Origin of the sequence: Helicobacter typhlonius, assembly GCF_001460635.1 — a bacterium.
In the GTDB taxonomy this organism is placed as follows: Bacteria; Campylobacterota; Campylobacteria; order Campylobacterales; family Helicobacteraceae; genus Helicobacter_C; species Helicobacter_C typhlonius.
Genome location: NZ_LN907858.1, coordinates 1,393,456 through 1,408,995, shown reverse-complemented (window position 1 = coordinate 1,408,995; position 15,540 = coordinate 1,393,456). Strand labels below are relative to the sequence as shown.

Annotated in this window: 13 protein-coding genes; 1 reads left to right on the top strand and 12 read right to left on the bottom strand. The window is 40.3% G+C overall.

What is annotated here, in order from left to right:
• Window positions 1-226 precede the first annotated feature (226 nt).
• From BN2458_RS06985 to BN2458_RS06940, 10 genes are all read right to left on the bottom strand, one after another.
• Window positions 227-1,573, bottom strand: a complete 1,347-nt coding sequence (locus tag BN2458_RS06985) for a 2-hydroxyacyl-CoA dehydratase (protein WP_173644082.1) — start codon at window positions 1,571-1,573, stop codon at window positions 227-229.
• Window positions 1,574-1,582: 9 nt separating this feature from the next.
• Window positions 1,583-4,618 (bottom strand): acyl-CoA dehydratase activase, encoded by a 3,036-nt coding sequence (locus BN2458_RS06980; protein WP_034342281.1) that lies wholly within the window; start codon window positions 4,616-4,618, stop codon window positions 1,583-1,585.
• A gap of 58 nt (window positions 4,619-4,676) precedes the next feature.
• Complete coding sequence (locus tag BN2458_RS06975; RefSeq protein ID WP_034342284.1) at window positions 4,677-5,327, bottom strand: hypothetical protein; 651 nt, start codon at window positions 5,325-5,327, stop codon at window positions 4,677-4,679.
• Window positions 5,328-5,335: 8 nt separating this feature from the next.
• Window positions 5,336-5,902 carry a D-sedoheptulose 7-phosphate isomerase gene (gene gmhA, locus BN2458_RS06970; protein ID WP_034327361.1) on the bottom strand — a complete coding sequence of 189 codons (567 nt, stop codon included), beginning with the start codon at window positions 5,900-5,902 and terminating at the stop codon, window positions 5,336-5,338.
• Window positions 5,899-7,329 carry a D-glycero-beta-D-manno-heptose-7-phosphate kinase gene (gene rfaE1 / locus BN2458_RS06965; protein WP_034327359.1) on the bottom strand — a complete coding sequence of 477 codons (1,431 nt, stop codon included), beginning with the start codon at window positions 7,327-7,329 and terminating at the stop codon, window positions 5,899-5,901. Before rfaE1 ends, gmhA begins: the two co-directional genes overlap by 4 nt.
• Complete coding sequence (rfaD, locus tag BN2458_RS06960) at window positions 7,330-8,328, bottom strand: ADP-glyceromanno-heptose 6-epimerase (RefSeq protein ID WP_034327358.1); 999 nt, start codon at window positions 8,326-8,328, stop codon at window positions 7,330-7,332.
• Between the two features lie 11 nt (window positions 8,329-8,339).
• The gene (locus tag BN2458_RS06955) at window positions 8,340-8,870 is read right to left on the bottom strand and encodes a D-glycero-alpha-D-manno-heptose-1,7-bisphosphate 7-phosphatase (RefSeq protein WP_034342286.1); all 531 of its coding nucleotides are present in this window, start codon (window positions 8,868-8,870) and stop codon (window positions 8,340-8,342) included.
• A 46-nt stretch (window positions 8,871-8,916) separates the two neighbouring features.
• The gene (locus BN2458_RS06950; RefSeq protein WP_034342288.1) at window positions 8,917-9,627 is read right to left on the bottom strand and encodes a sulfite exporter TauE/SafE family protein; all 711 of its coding nucleotides are present in this window, start codon (window positions 9,625-9,627) and stop codon (window positions 8,917-8,919) included.
• A 9-nt stretch (window positions 9,628-9,636) separates the two neighbouring features.
• On the bottom strand, window positions 9,637-10,566 hold the full coding sequence (locus tag BN2458_RS06945; RefSeq protein WP_034342291.1) for a ribose-phosphate pyrophosphokinase: 930 nt from the start codon (window positions 10,564-10,566) through the stop codon (window positions 9,637-9,639).
• A 61-nt stretch (window positions 10,567-10,627) separates the two neighbouring features.
• Window positions 10,628-11,365 carry a hypothetical protein gene (locus tag BN2458_RS06940; protein ID WP_052082057.1) on the bottom strand — a complete coding sequence of 246 codons (738 nt, stop codon included), beginning with the start codon at window positions 11,363-11,365 and terminating at the stop codon, window positions 10,628-10,630.
• 112 nt (window positions 11,366-11,477) lie between these two features.
• Here BN2458_RS06940 and der point away from each other — a divergent pair, with 112 nt between their 5' ends.
• Window positions 11,478-13,013, top strand: a complete 1,536-nt coding sequence (der, locus tag BN2458_RS06935; protein ID WP_058122076.1) for a ribosome biogenesis GTPase Der — start codon at window positions 11,478-11,480, stop codon at window positions 13,011-13,013.
• Between the two features lie 154 nt (window positions 13,014-13,167).
• On the opposite strand, the gene BN2458_RS06930 is transcribed toward der, so the two are convergent.
• Window positions 13,168-14,424 carry a glucose-6-phosphate isomerase gene (locus tag BN2458_RS06930; protein ID WP_231944750.1) on the bottom strand — a complete coding sequence of 419 codons (1,257 nt, stop codon included), beginning with the start codon at window positions 14,422-14,424 and terminating at the stop codon, window positions 13,168-13,170.
• A gap of 22 nt (window positions 14,425-14,446) precedes the next feature.
• A complete protein-coding gene (gap, locus tag BN2458_RS06925) occupies window positions 14,447-15,448 on the bottom strand; it encodes a type I glyceraldehyde-3-phosphate dehydrogenase (protein ID WP_034342293.1) in 1,002 nt (333 codons plus the stop codon).
• Window positions 15,449-15,540 lie beyond the last annotated feature (92 nt).

The window sequence follows — 15,540 nt, the reverse complement described above, 5'->3', positions numbered from 1 at the left end:
AAAAAACGCTTTTTGATTTTTTGTATAAAAAAGAGGGAATAAAATATGTCAATATGAGTTTGTGGCTTTGCCACCGCATAATTACTCATTTTTTATTATTTTTAGAATCTAGCACTTACTTCTAGGGGACTTTCAATGTAGCCCACTTGGGCTTAATGAGCTTCCAAGGATACACCTTAAAAGTTAGATTCTAATCATCTATTACGCAAATAGAATCTGCAAGATTCTACACTTCCTCGCTCATCGCATTATGCGCTTTTTTTGCATTACTAAGCATTAGTTTAATGCGATTTTCTTGATTGACTTTTGTCGCGCCCGGGTCGTAGTCAATAGATACAATATTGCTTTGTGGATTGCGCTCTTTGATGACTTTCATCATACCGCGCCCCACGATGTGATTAGGCAGACAACCAAATGGCTGGGTGCAAACGACATTTTCCACGCCTTGTTCAATAAGCTCAAGCATTTCAGCAGTCAGTAGCCACCCCTCGCCCATATTCATTGCTTCAGATACATAGCCATCAACCATTTTCTTTGTGTGTTTAAACGCAGTAGGAGCCCTAAATACGCCGTGCTTATTGATTGCCTTAATCATATCAATTTGCTTACTTGCAAAAAACCAATACACCACACGATATATGAGTGTCTCCATAAGTGTGCCACCATACATTTTATTACCTACAATTGTGTCGTTAATGCAGTAAAGGCAGAAGTCCATAAAGCCCGGAATGACAACTTCGCAATTTTCGCTCAAAAGGAAATCTTCAAGGTTATTATTCCCAAGCGGAGAGAATTTGATATATATCTCACCAACGATTCCTACGCGCACCTTTTTTGTAGTATCTCGCGGGATAGAGGCAAAATCTTCAAGGATAAGCTTCATATCTTTTTTAAGCACACTATATTTTCTTAGTCCCTCGTTTGTGCCCTCACTCGTAATACGGCTCACCCATTTATCGACCATTGCATCGGTATCGCCTTTATTAATTTCATAGGCGCGACATTGGTTTGCGATATGCATAATCAAATCGCCATAAACGATAGCATTGAGAAGATTCTGTAACATTGGACGCGTAACGCTAAAGCCTTGACCAGATTCTAGTCCGCTAAAATTAAGCGAAATCACAGGGATAGAGCCAAATCCTGCTTTATTAAGTGCCTTACGCAAGAGGTGGATATAGTTACTCGCACGACAACCCCCCCCTGTTTGTGTGATGAGCAATGCGACTTTATCCAAATCCCATTTGCCGCTTTTGAGCGCATCAATCATCTGCCCAATCACAAGCAGGGCAGGGTAGCAAGTATCATTATGCACATTGCGTAAGCCCTCATCTACCACACCTTTGCCATCATTGTATAAAAGCTCCGCATTGTAGCCGTGTAAATGCAAGATTTTTACAAGAAGTTCAAAATGCACAGGCAACATCATCGGCACGAGGATTGTATGCGTTTGTTTCATCTCTGCTGTAAAAGGCACCTTCTTAAGTTCGCGCTTATTCTCTGGTTTGACGATAAGCGATTTAGTATCTGGCATTTGCCAAGAATTGATATGTGGGGTCATTTTTTGTGTCATAAGATTCCTTTATATTAAGATGTTTTCAAGTATTTGTGTTTTTTCAAGCAGTACTTTTGTGTTTTTTTGTGCTTGTTTTTCTTCCATAGCTCCAAGCAATGAGCGGATTCTAATTTTCACCGCACCGAGATTGCTAATCTCATCAATCTTTAGCTGGGTGTAGAATTTGCCGTGAGATTCCAAAATCTCACGCACTTCATCAGTGGTAATAGAATCTATCCCACAGCCAAAACTTACAAGCTGCACGAGCTCGAGATTATCATCAGCGCTTACAAAGGCTGCCGCGTTATAAAGGCGAGAATGGTAGCTCCATTGATTGAGGATATGCAGCTCTCCCGCCTCTGCCAAATGATCTACACTATCCTCGCTAAGCACGACAAGCCCTAAAGAGTTAATCAGCTTGTCAATGCCGTGATTAATCTCTGGGTCGATATGATAGGGTCGCCCACATAGCACAATGGCTTTAAGTTTATTTGCTCGTGCAAAGTGCAAGGCTTTTTCTCCTTGCTCCTTAATATCGCTAAGCCATTCATTACGCACTTCATAAGCCTTATCCACAGCTTGTAAGAATGCCTTTTTATCCACACCAAGTTCTTTTTTAAAAAACTCAAATCCTTTTTTTCTAAAATCATCTTTTTTATGCAAACCAAAATAAGGATAAAAGAACTTGACTTCGCGCAACGCATCGACATTAGCATTAAGCAATTCCGGATAGTAGGCTACCACAGGGCAGTTGTAGTTATTTGTGCTTGAATCCTTATGCTTCTCATCACCAGCAAAACTATAACTCATACAAGGATAAAAGATTTTGTCCACACCTTTTTTGAGGAGATTCTCAATATGTCCGTGCAGGAGCTTTGCCGGATAGCACACAGTATCGCTTGGAATCGTGTGTTGCCCTAGTGCAAAGGTCTTGCGTGTGCTTACATCTGAAACAATGACTTCGTAACCTAACTCACTTAATAATGTATGCCAAAAGGGCAGATTCTCATACATATTAAGCCCGAGTGGAATACCAATTTTTCCTTTTGTGAGGCGAGATTTATCCATATTTTCATAGGCGCAGAGTGATTTAAGCTTGTTGAGCTTGTAATCATAGAGATTTGGCAAGAAAAGGAGTTTTTTAATGCCAAGTGGCTTGTCGCAGCGATTACCAGAGATAAATTTCTTGCCTTCACCGAAGCGGTTAATTGTCAAATGGCAGTTATTACCGCAAATTTTGCACACGCTCGCTGTTGCGGTATGCTTGAATTGTCCTAGTTCCTCTTTATTCATCGTGCTAGAATGCTCCAAACCTAAAGCCTTTGCATAGAGTGCTGCTCCAAAAGCCCCCATAAGTCCGCTGATTTTGGGGCGAATAACCTCGCGTCCAATTTCTTTTTCAAAGCTTCTTAGCACTGCATTGTTGAGAAATGTCCCACCTTGCACGACAATTTGTTTTCCTAAATCGTCTGCATCGCGTGCGCGTATAACTTTGTAAATAGCATTTTTTACCACACTCATAGAAAGTCCCGCACTAATATCCTCAATACTTGCTCCCTCTTTTTGTGCTTCTTTAACCGAGCTATTCATAAATACCGTGCAGCGACTTCCAAGCTCTACAGGGTGTTTAGATTCTAAACCAAGTTTTGAAAAACTTTGTATATCATAGCCCATAGATTTTGCAAAGGTTTCAATAAAGCTTCCACAACCCGAGCTACACGCTTCATTAAGCATTATAGAATCTATGGTTTGATTTTTGATATAAAAGCATTTCATATCCTGTCCGCCAATATCAATAATAAAATCTACCTTAGGATTAAAATATTTAGCAGCCTTAAGATGTGCCATTGTTTCCACAAGCCCCGCATCAAGATTAAATGCAGCCTTTATAAGCTCCTCGCCATAGCCTGTAACCGCACTTCCTTTAATGTTTATTTTATCACCAAAATGCTCGTAAATATAGGTAAGTTGAGAGCTAATGACAGCAACCGGATTGCCTTGATTAGAGTTATAGTATTGATATATGATTGCATTATCACTATCAAGCATAACGAGTTTTGTTGTTGTGCTTCCGCAATCTATGCCAATATAGACATCAATTTTTTGGTAATTATTTGCTGCATAGGCTTTGTCAATATTAATCTCCTTTACATTCGCACTTTCGTGTCGCGCAATAAATGTATCATAGTCAGCCTGTGAAGCAAAAAGTGGTTCGAGATATTTGTTTGTAGAGGCAGCATTTTTGCTTGATTCTAATGTTTGAATGAGTGAAGCACAGGTGTAAGTTTTTTCCAAATTACGTGCTTGGAGTGAGACGCCAATCGCTACCGCATATTGCGCAAAGTCTGGAAAAATGGCGTGTTCTTTATCAAGTTTTAAAGTTTTGGCAAATCGCTCCTGTAAGCCTTTATAATAAAAAAGCGGTCCTCCAAGAAAGAGAATCTTCCCTTCAATTTTGCGCCCTTGAGCTAAGCCTGTAATCGTTTGATCCACGACAGCTTGAAAAATACTTGCAGTAATATCTTCTTTATTGACACCTTGATTCAAAAGTGGCTGCACATCGGTTTTAGCAAACACACCGCAACGCGAGGCTATAGGGTAGATTTTTTGGCATTTGAGTGAGATTTCATCAAATTCCTCAGGGGTAATGGCAAGGAGAGTTACCATTTGATCGATAAATGCTCCTGTTCCACCAGCACAAGAGCCATTCATTCGCTCCTCTGTTCCTCCAGTTAAAAAAATGATTTTCGCATCTTCGCCGCCTAACTCAATGACTGCATCTGCATCAGGCACGAGATGTCTCACTGCCCCAGCTGTTGCAAACACTTCTTGCACGAAGTCAATACCCGTAGCTTTGCAGATACCAAATCCAGCAGAGCCAGAAATTGCTACTTTTAACTCTCTATCACCGATAATGTCTGTGATTTTTTGCACAATTTCTATACTTTTTTCACGCACCTTTGAATAATGTCGCTCATATACTTGAAACAACATCTCATCGCCGTCCATTAGTGCGACTTTCGCAGTTGTGCTCCCTATATCAATCCCTAAAGTCAAGCTCATAAAAACCCCTAATTTAAAAGTCAAAAGCTTAAAAGAGAGTGAGTGTAACACAAAAAAATTAACAACAACATACCTCTAAGATATGCTCGTTAATGCGTATCCATGCCTCTGTTTGAGATGTAAGAGGTTTCTTGCATTTGTAGCAAAAAAGATTAGAATCTTGTAAAACAAGCAGTTCCCTTTGCCTAATTTCTGGGCGAGATTCTAAAAGATTTAGCCATTGGTGTGAAAACACATATACTTGTAAAGTGCTATCAATAGCCTCACCCTCGCGTAAAAATTTAAGAATCTCGCTACACATAGGGCAAAGATCAAGCGGATAATCATTATACAGCCCCACATCATTTAGCCCCTGCTTGATACTCACACTAAAGGCATTTTTATTACTAAACTTAGCGATATAATGCTTTGAATCAAGTGTGCGGGCTTTGTTTGCGAGATTAAAATCTTCGGCTATTTCGTTACATACGCAAAAATGCACCTTAGGTAGTCCATAGGCTTGAGATTGCTTATAGCTAATGCGATTTTCGTGTAAAAATACTGGCATAAGCACACCATCACTTAAAAGCGCGTAGATAAAATAATGCCCAAAAATCACATCTAGGAGCGCGACATTTACGCCATAGCTATAAAGTGCATCTTGCAGGGTATCTTTAATCACATCTTTTTGTGTGTTTTGTAGTGATTGTAAAGTCTTAGGCAGGAGCATTCAGCGTTTTATTCCATACTTGCTTTTTCGATAATGTCACATAAAATATGTATAACAAGGATATGTAGTTCTTGAATTCTAGGCGTGTCATCACTTGGCATAATGAGATTAATATCACTTGTTTGATTGAGTTTGCCACCATCGCGCCCGCTTAGCCCGATGATAGCACAACCCATATCACGCGCTACTTTCGTGGCTTGAAGCACATTTGCAGAGTTTCCGCTCGTAGAAATACCAAAAAGCACATCACCTTTTTTTGCTAATGCCTCTACTTGACGAGAGAATACAAACTCAAAGCCATAGTCATTGCCAATAGCGGTAAGTGCAGAGGTATCCACGCTAAGAGCAATGCCTGCGATTCCTTTGCGCTCCCTTTTGTATCTACCGGTAAGTTCAGCGGCAAAATGTTGGGCATCAGCAGCACTGCCTCCATTACCACAAATAAGAATCTTTCCACCTTGCGCGAGAGATTGTGTAAGTAAAGAAGCAGCCTTTTGTATCTGCTCTGTGAGTGAAAAAATTTTTTGCACACTTTGTAAATGAGCGTTGAATTCAGATTCTATAAATGTCTTCATTTTTTGTCTCCTTTAATATTTTCTATGATTTGTGAGCTTGAGTAGCCCTCCACAAAGTCAATCAGCACGACTTCCTTTGCAAATTCACTCCCCACGACTTCCTTACCACGATAATCGCCGCCTTTGACAAGCACATCGGGGAGAATTTTCTTAATGAGATTAAGCGGTGTATTTTCGCTAAAGCTTACCACATAACTCACGCATTCAAGCCCAGCTAACATAAAGGCGCGCTCTTGCAGGATATTTATAGGGCGAGATTTACCCTTGAGGGCTTTTATCGAGCTATCATCATTGAGCCCCACAATCAACACATCGCCTAGTTCGCGTGCGTGATTTAAGTAAGTCAAATGCCCTCTGTGTAAAATATCAAAGCAACCATTAGTAAAGACAATCTTGCTTCCCTTGAGGCTTTTAAGGACATTAGGGAGGGAATCTTGTGTGATGATTTTAGATTCTATATGTTGTTGCATATTCGCGGTTTGTGTATGGAGATACTCCACTATCTCATTATGTGTGGCTACCGCGCTTCCCACCTTGCCTACCACCACTGCAGCAGCAGCATTTGCAAACTCTGCAGCCTTTATGATATTGTAGCCACTGCTTAATGCAAAACCCAATGCGGCGATAACGGTATCACCAGCTCCTGTTACATCATAGACTTCTTTTGCGCGTGTGGGAATGCGCTCCATAGTGTCGTTTTCAAATATGCCTATGCCGTCCTCGCTTAGGGTGATGAGCGAAATATCAAGCTCACATTGATTTTTGAGAGCCATACCCGCGCGAATGAGTGAATATTCATCATTTATTGTTATGCCTGTGGCGATCTGTGCCTCTTTTTTATTGGGTGTAAGCAAGGTTGCCCCGCGATATTTGCTATAATCCTGCCCCTTAGGGTCGCACAAAACAGGCTTTGAATGTTCCTTAGCATAAGTGATAATAAACTGCGTGAATTCCTTACTCAAAAGCCCTTTATTGTAGTCCGAAATAATCACACAATCCACTTCATCAAGCACGGCGTGGAGGCGATTTATAATATCATTTTGCATATCTGAATCTATAGGCATTTTGCTCTCTCTATCCACGCGTAATACTTGTTGATTTGCTATGACTATGCGTGTTTTTTTGGTCGTGGGGCGTGAGGTATCAACAAAGAGATAAGAAATATCCACGCCAATAGATTCTAATTTATCCCCAAGCCACAACCCTGCATCATCATTACCCACAATGCCACACACAAAGACTTGTGCATTCAAAGCAATGAGATTATGCACGACATTACAAGCTCCTCCAAGCCGATTACTCTCATCTTTCACATCAACGACTTGCACAGGGGCTTCTGGAGAGATACGCTCACAACTTCCCCATATATAATGGTCAATCATCAAATCCCCAACCACGAGGATTTTAGGGTGCTTAGATTCTAACATTTATCTACTACTTGCAAAGATTTCTTGAATCCTAGGGATATAGGCTTGTATGCCCTCTTCAAGACTAAATCGTGGCACATAGGATAAAAACTCTTTAGCTGAGGTAATATCTGCTTCTGTATGTTTTTGGAAAAAACTATAAGGATTATCGATATATTCTACCTCAAAATCGCCCAAACCTTTTTTTAAGCACTCTATAATATCATTAAAACTTCTCGCCTCGCCACTACCGACATTATAAATACCGCTCTTTGGAGATTCTATCGCCTTGACATTTGCCTGAATCACATCTTTGATAAACACAAAATCCCTCTTTTGTTCGCCATTTTTGAATAACCGCACCTTTTTATGTTCGAGGGCTTGGAGTGAGAGCTGGAGTATCATTGAAGCCGTCTTACCTTTATACAGCTCCCTGTCACCATAGACATTAAAATACCTTAAGCCGATGATTGGATAGCCCGGGTCTTTTTGTAAGAGATTCCTCACATATTCGTCCATACAAAGTTTTGAGTAGCCATATACATTCTCTGGCACTTCGCCACTGCCTACGATATTTGGTGCGCTTGAGTTGCCATAAGTCCCCGCAGATGAAGCATAAATCATTATGGCTTGACAAGCATTTGCTAAATCGATGAGGTGTAAAAATGCTTCATAATTTGTCTCCATTACGAGTTTTTGGTCTTGCACTGTTGTATCTGAAATCGCTGCTTGATGAAAGATAATATCAAAGTCATATTCTTTGAGTTTTTGCAAATCATTTGGATTTGTAATATCTCCTACAATAATTTCGCCTTTAAATCCTATAAGATTCTTAAAATGCCCTAATGAAGTGGGATTGCCACTTGGGAAACACTCACTTGTGCGAAATTTATCGAATACATACACCTTAGCGAGGGGGTGTTTGTTTTGAAAATAAAATGCGAGATTGCTTCCTATGAATCCAGCCCCGCCCGTAATGAGAATCTTTTTCTCCGCTAAGTCGTCATAGATGTATTTCATACTAGCTCCTTTTAGCCTAATGTGTCTATTATACTATGTAGTTCTTGCAAAGTGGCAATTTTTTGGATATTTTGCAGTGTTTTGTCCGATACTTCCGCACTTCCTAGTAAAAATTTCCCATTTATTCCCGCATTTTGTGCGCATTCCATATCTGTGATTTTATCCCCTACGAAAAATGATTGCGATAAATCAATGCGAAAATCTTTGCAAGCAGATTCTATCATTCCTGCCTTTGGTTTGCGACAATCACAATTTTGGCTTGGCAAATGTGGGCAGTGGTAGATTCTATCAAAAGCAAAGCCAGTTTTTTCCTTTATAGAATCTTGCATAAATTGATGAAGTTTTGCCAAATCAGCTTCACTATAATATCCCCGCGCAATACCAGATTGATTGGTAATAACAAGGAGTAAATAATTTTTAGACTTAAGGAGCTTTAGCAGCTCAAAAAGCCCATCATTAAAGAAAAAATCCTCTATTTTATACACATAGCCATTGTCTTTATTGATAACGCCGTCCCTATCAAAAAACGCACATTTTTGCATAAATCCTCCTTTATAATTGTGAAAAATGAGAACTAGAATCTAGATTCTAAAATGTCAAAAAGCCTAGCATTTTGCTTGCCTTATACATTTCATACACACCAAAGATTATCATCATTATCGCGCTTAGGCGCAAAAATAGTGCGCGTTTTTGCTGAATGCTCGCGCTTATAAGCCCCAAAAACAAAAGTGAGGGCATAGCTGTTAGTCCAAAAATACCCATAACAATTGCGCCATTTACACCATTTCCTGCTATTGCTGCAGTGAGTAGAAAATAATACACAATGCCACAGGGTAGTAAGCCATTGAATAATCCTAGCACGAAAAGTCGCCATTTTGAGCTTTGGGCGATGAGAGGGCGCATAAAGATAAGGATTTTTGAAGGGATAGAAAATCTCATCTTTGTATATTGTGTAAGATTCACAAAATTCCCCACTACCAATCCATATATGACAAGCAAAGCCCCCACAACAAGCAAAGCACCGGATTTTATATTCTCATTTGGCATAGCTACATAGCCTAGAGCACCGATAATGAAGCCTAGAATGCAATAGGTTGTGATTTTGCCACAATGATAGGAGAGATGAAAGGGGAGTTGATGTAAAAAGGCGAGTTTAGAATTCGCACATTTAGAATCCTGCGAGGCTTTGGGTAAAGAGGCACTATAAGCTAAGACTATGCCTCCACACATACCTATGCAATGTCCTAATGCTGCAAAAAAAGCAATACTCGCTAGTGTGGCAATCTCAATGTGTTCCATTTGAGTGTCTTAAATAAAGAGTGAATTTACACTTTCATTATGATAGATTCTGCGAATAACTTCAGCAAAGAGTGGGGCGACATTTAGCACCTTGATTTTTGGGTGAGAGTTGCGCAAGGGTATAGAGTTTGTAACCACCACTTCATCAAGTGAGCTTTTAGCTATGCGTTCAAGTGCTAGACCACTTAGCACGGGGTGTGTGCCTAGTGCCATTACACTTTTTGCCCCACGCTCTTTTAGCGCGTCTGCTGCTTTACACATCGTCCCAGCCGTATCTATCATATCATCGACAAGAATTACATCTTTGCCACTGACATCGCCGATAATATTCATTACTTCGCTTTCATTTGCTTTCTCGCGCTTTTTATCTACTATGACTAAGTCCATACCCATTTTATCTGCAAAGTATCGTGCCCGAGCTACGCCACCAATATCAGGCGAGGCAATAATAGGATTCTCAAAAGACTTTGTGCGTAAGTAGTCTGCAAACACAATCGAGCCATAGAGATTATCCACAGGAATATCGAAAAATCCTTGAATCTGCCCTGCGTGCAAGTCCATCGTAATTACGCGATGCACACCGCTTTGTTCAATGAGGTTTGCTACAAGCCTTGCACTAATTGGCACACGAGGTGAAGCCTTTCTGTCTTGTCTTGCATAACCAAAATATGGAATCACTGCGTTTATGCTGTTTGCTCCACTTCGCTTAAGTGCGTCTGTGATTATAAGAAGCTCCATAAGATTGTCATTTGTGGGCGCACAGGTGGGCTGAATAATGAAAATATCCTTGCCACGCACAGATTCATCAATACGCACACTAATTTCGCCATCACTGAAGCGATTAATACTTGCTTTTGAGAGGCTAACATCGAGGAACTTTGCAAGTTCATTGCTAAAGAGAGTGTGGGCTGAACCGCTAAAAATTTTGAATCCGCGCATATATCGCCTTTGTAAAGTGGAATAAAACTCGCATTATAGAAAAACTCATTTTATGTTTGGCTTATTTGAAATTCAGATTCTCTAAATAGCACTTGAGAAAAAGCTCGATTTTCCCTTGTGTCAAAAGTCGCGGATTGATAGCGTTATTAAGATTTATTAGTATTTCACTGCGCGTCCTATCGCGGATAAAATGCCTTGTTTGCACGATGTGGCAGAGTGAGTGTGGAATTGCCTCTAAGATTGCCTCATCAAAGTTGTGGATTCTATAAATATCAATAATCTCGTGAGGATTTTTGCTTTCATCATTATATTCTTCAAGTGTGAGTTTGAAGCTTACAGGGGCAATTTCGCTATATAGATTTGAACCCTTAATACTTGAGTAATAAAATAGAATCTCTTTGCCTTGATTATAAATCTGCGTAGTGCTTTTGGCAGAGCGCAAAGTCCGCGCATCAAGCGAAGAATGCTGTTGGGCTAGAAATACTTTAAGTTTTTTTGAGAGTGGCACGAGTGCGTAAGAATCCCCATACATTTTAAACATCGCATCATCTTTTTGTAGCACAAATACCACGCCTTCATCGACATATACTTCTTTATCCTCTCGTTTATTGGCTGTGGTTTGCGTATGTGAATGCGCTTCAATCGCGCTAGATTCTACAAGGTTGTGTGTGGGTTCATTTACAGAATCTTGCGTGGTAAGCGGAGATTTAGCGACAGAGTTTATTTCCTCCTTATTCGCGTTTGTCTTTGCTAATAGGGCTACAACACAAAAAAGTAGAATGTATATAATCTTATACATCAGGATTCCTTTGTATTTTTATCAAGCTAAAGCCAACTTTGGCTACCATATCATTTTGTAAAAAGTATTTTATCAAAAAACCTTGTATAGTAGCATAATTTAAAGGATACAAATGAAAAGCATTGCAATTTTAGGCAAACCCAATGTTGGCAAAAGCTCACTTTTTAATAGATTGATTAGGCAGCACTTGGCTATTACTTCGCCTGTGAGTGGCACAACGCGCGATGTGAAAAAGGCACATTTTAGCATTAGTGGCGTTGAAGTGGAGATTATTGACACAGGTGGGCTTGAAAAGACACAAGGGCTTTTTGCTAAAGTAAGTGAATATTCTAAAAAGGCTGCATTAGTGGCGGATATGGTGCTATATATGGTTGATGGAAGCATTATCCCACAAGATGATGATATAGCTTATTTTCGCACATTACAGAGAGAGAAAAAGCCACTTTTGCTTGTCGTAAATAAAGTAGATAATGATAAAATCAAGCAGAGGGCGTGGGATTTTAGCGTCTTTGGAGCGCAGGAGATGTGCTTTATTTCTGTGCAACATAATCGTGGCATAACTCTTTTACTTGAGAGTATTTTTGATATATTGAATCTTGCCAAAGAGCAGCCTTTGGGAGAGCATTTAAAGGAACAACTTGAGGATATAGATGAGAGTTTGGAGGAGTTTTTAGAATCTTTGGATTCTAAGCCGCAAGAGGAGGATTGCATAGCGGTTGGGATTATTGGACGCGTAAATGTCGGCAAGAGTTCACTTTTGAATGCGCTTTTAGGCACAGAGAGAAGCGTAGTGAGCGAGGTAGCTGGGACAACTATCGACCCTGTCGATGAGGAGATAATGCTAGAGGATAAAAGAGTGAAATTTATCGATACAGCAGGGATTAGGAGGGCAGGGAAAATAGAGGGTATTGAAAAGTTTGCCCTCTCTCGCACAAATGCAATGCTTTCTCAAAGCCATATTGCGATTTTAGTCCTTGATGCAAGTGAGAGTTTTGTCGAATTAGATGAAAAAATTAGCTCTCTTATTCCTAAACACGCTTTGGGTGTGATTGTGGTGCTAAACAAATGGGACAAAAAGTATAAAGAATACAAAGAAATAATCCAAGAATTTAAGCATAGATTCCCTTTTCTCTCTTTTGCACCGATAATGACACTAAGTGCGCTTAATGGGCGCAATATCAATAAGTTGAAAGCGGAGATTCTAAAAGTATATGAGCGATTTTGCTTTAGAATCCCAACAAGTGCGCTTAATGATGTTATCACTAAAGCCACTGCCGCACATCATATCCCAAGCGACCACGGCAAAATAGTAAAAATTTATTATGCAACACAATATGATGTGAAACCCCCGCAAATCGCCCTTGTAAGCAACCGCCCAAATAGTTTGCACTTTAGCTATAAGCGATATTTGATTAATGTATTACGTAAGGAATTTGATTTTAGCGGTGTGCCTTTATTTTTGAGTGCTAAGGCAAAGAATCAAAACGATATGGAGCAAGAGGATAAGACACAAAATGAACAAGAGCGCATAGAACAACATATATCAAAGCAAGATACCAAGGAGCAAAAAGCCTCTAAAAAGCCTAAAGTTTCTAAGATTCAAAAAACTAAGCCACATAGGCGCGGAGACAAGAATACAAGGTATTAATTTGCTACAAAGCGCAAAGAATAAGGGGCACAATAAATCTTTACCTGCTCTTAAATGGGGTGTTTTGATAAAATATTCAAATGCGCTACAATTCGCATACTACAAAACTATTTTTTATTTTTCATTCCTTATTTTTAATAGGTTTCTCTCACATTTAAGATTCAAAAAGCTTCCTTAGCCGCTCTTTGCCAAACTCCACACCGGGTTGGTCGTAGGTATTAATCTCAAAGATATTACCCACACACGAAGTGAGTAGCTCAAAATACGCGATGAGAATCCCCACACTTTCTTCGCTAAGCTTCATTACTTTAATGCAATCACTCATAATCCCCTCATTCTTTATGCTTTGCATTGTCGCAATGCGCTGCTTGTCAAGCAATGTCGCAAAGCCCTCGCCATTGACAAAATTTGTAGATTCTAAAAATGGAATCTCAAGCTTTGGGATATTCGGTTCAAGGCTATGCGTGGGGTCAAGGCTAAGAAAAGTTATGCTCTTATCACGCACACCCTGCACGATGAGTTGCAAGAAAGAATGCTGGTCAATGCTACCAATAAGCGCAATAGGCGTAAGCCCGACATTCTGCCCGTGCGCATTGATTTTACCTAGACTTTCGCCCCACAGCTGCACATACCACGCATTAAAATGCGTAAAAAGGCTAGAATACGAGAAAAGCACATTCATCGGCGTTTGCTTGGCATTGAGCGCATAAATCAATGCTTTATGCAAAATATGCTCCTCTTTGCGTTCAAAAAAACGCTGTATGAGCTGCGCTGCCCCTTGTAATAATGCGCTCACATCAAAGCCTAAAATCATCAAAGGCAAGATTCCCACCATACTCAAAACCGAAAACCTCCCGCCCACATTAGGCGCGATATTAAAATACTCTATGCCCTCACTCTGTGCGAAAGACTGCAGCGGCGAGTCTGTATCGGTAATGGCGAGCAAATGCCGCTTTGTGCTAGAATCTGCAAGTAAATGATATTTATACAGCACATATTTAAGGAGCGAGGAGGTTTCAATAGTTGTGCCTGATTTTGAAATCACAATAAAAAGCGTGTTATCCCGCTCCACATCTTGCAATGTTTTAGCGATATTTATCGGGTCTGTATGCTCTAAAAAAAGCAGTTTGAGGACATTTCTATGCGGCAAATGCTCAAGCATAGAATCAATGGCTTTAAGCCCTAGTGAGCTACCGCCAATACCAATAATGACGAGATATTTTAATGTGTCTAAAAATGCCCGCTCACGCTCACAAAATGCTGCCGCTACTGCAAATGCACTCTCATCAAAGGGGAGCTTATAATAACCACTTTTACCCTGCAAATGCTCATTTTTTATGCCTTCAAAAACAGAATCTGCACGACTTTTTACTTCCTCACTCACCTCTAAATCAAAGCTAAACCTAACCACAATTCCCCCCAAATGCCATTGTTTATAGTCCCTTGCACACAAACGCACTCATATCAATAAGGCGGTGCGTATAGCCCATTTCATTATCATACCACGCAAGCACTTTTGCGCTTTTGTCAATCGCCACGCATTTATCCGGCACAATCACCGCACTTGCCGCACAGCCGATAAAATCACTTGAAACCCTGCTTTCATCATCAACGATGATAAGCCCCTTAAGCGCACCATCAAGAATTGTGCCATTTTGTGCGTTATAAAATGCCTCATTCACTGCCTCTTTGCTTACTGCGCTTTTAAGATTCACGCTTAAATCCACCAAGCTTACATCAGGTGTTGGCACACGCACAGCAATACCATTAAGCTTACCTGCTAAATGCGGTAGCACAAGCCCGATAGCCTTTGCCGCACCTGTGCTTGTAGGAATCATATTTTGCGCAGCCGCACGAGCGCGGCGCAAATCTTTATGCTTGACATCAAGGAGATTTTGATCATTTGTGTAGCTGTGGATTGTTGTCATCAAGCCATTTTCAATGCCAAAAGTAGAATCGAGCACTTTCACAATGGGAGCGAGACAATTTGTCGTGCAAGAAGCATTTGAAATCACACTTTCACCATTGTATTGCGTATGATTGACGCCATAGACAAAAGTAGGCGTATTATCCGCAGGAGCAGAGATTATCACGCGTTTAATATTGCCTTTTAGATGTGTGCTTGATTTTTCTAAAGCATTAAATTTCCCGGTGCATTCAATCACGCCCACTGCTTCGCCAAAATCAAGATTGAGCGGGTCTCTATCGCTTAGGATTTTCACATTTTTGCTTTTACCAATGCGGAGTGTGTTTTCACTCATTTTTTCAACATCATAGAATCTATGCACCGAATCATAACGCAACAAATGCACGAGCGTATCAATATCAGCCGTGCTATTCATCGCAACAAGCTCTATATCATCACGTTCCCCAATAATCCTAGCCGCACAAAGCCCAATGCGCCCTGTGCCATTGATTGCAAGTTTGATTGCCATATATGCTCCTTGAAATATCGTAAAATATAAAGTGCAGATTCTAGCATAAAAAAAGCTATTGTGTAGTTTGCGGGACTTGATTTATGGTATAT

Bases quoted from the DNA above. Each gene is read 5' to 3' on its own strand.
- BN2458_RS06985 (WP_173644082.1), bottom strand. From the start codon at position 1,573: ATGACACAAAAAATGACCCCACATATCAATTCTTGGCAAATGCCAGAT.
- BN2458_RS06980 (WP_034342281.1), bottom strand. From the start codon at position 4,618: ATGAGCTTGACTTTAGGGATTGATATAGGGAGCACAACTGCGAAAGTC.
- BN2458_RS06975 (WP_034342284.1), bottom strand. From the start codon at position 5,327: ATGCTCCTGCCTAAGACTTTACAATCACTACAAAACACACAAAAAGAT.
- gmhA (WP_034327361.1), bottom strand. From the start codon at position 5,902: ATGAAGACATTTATAGAATCTGAATTCAACGCTCATTTACAAAGTGTG.
- rfaE1 (WP_034327359.1), bottom strand. From the start codon at position 7,329: ATGTTAGAATCTAAGCACCCTAAAATCCTCGTGGTTGGGGATTTGATG.
- rfaD (WP_034327358.1), bottom strand. From the start codon at position 8,328: ATGAAATACATCTATGACGACTTAGCGGAGAAAAAGATTCTCATTACG.
- BN2458_RS06955 (WP_034342286.1), bottom strand. From the start codon at position 8,870: ATGCAAAAATGTGCGTTTTTTGATAGGGACGGCGTTATCAATAAAGAC.
- BN2458_RS06950 (WP_034342288.1), bottom strand. From the start codon at position 9,627: ATGGAACACATTGAGATTGCCACACTAGCGAGTATTGCTTTTTTTGCA.
- BN2458_RS06945 (WP_034342291.1), bottom strand. From the start codon at position 10,566: ATGCGCGGATTCAAAATTTTTAGCGGTTCAGCCCACACTCTCTTTAGC.
- BN2458_RS06940 (WP_052082057.1), bottom strand. From the start codon at position 11,365: ATGTATAAGATTATATACATTCTACTTTTTTGTGTTGTAGCCCTATTA.
- der (WP_058122076.1), top strand. From the start codon at position 11,478: ATGAAAAGCATTGCAATTTTAGGCAAACCCAATGTTGGCAAAAGCTCA.
- gap (WP_034342293.1), bottom strand. From the start codon at position 15,448: ATGGCAATCAAACTTGCAATCAATGGCACAGGGCGCATTGGGCTTTGT.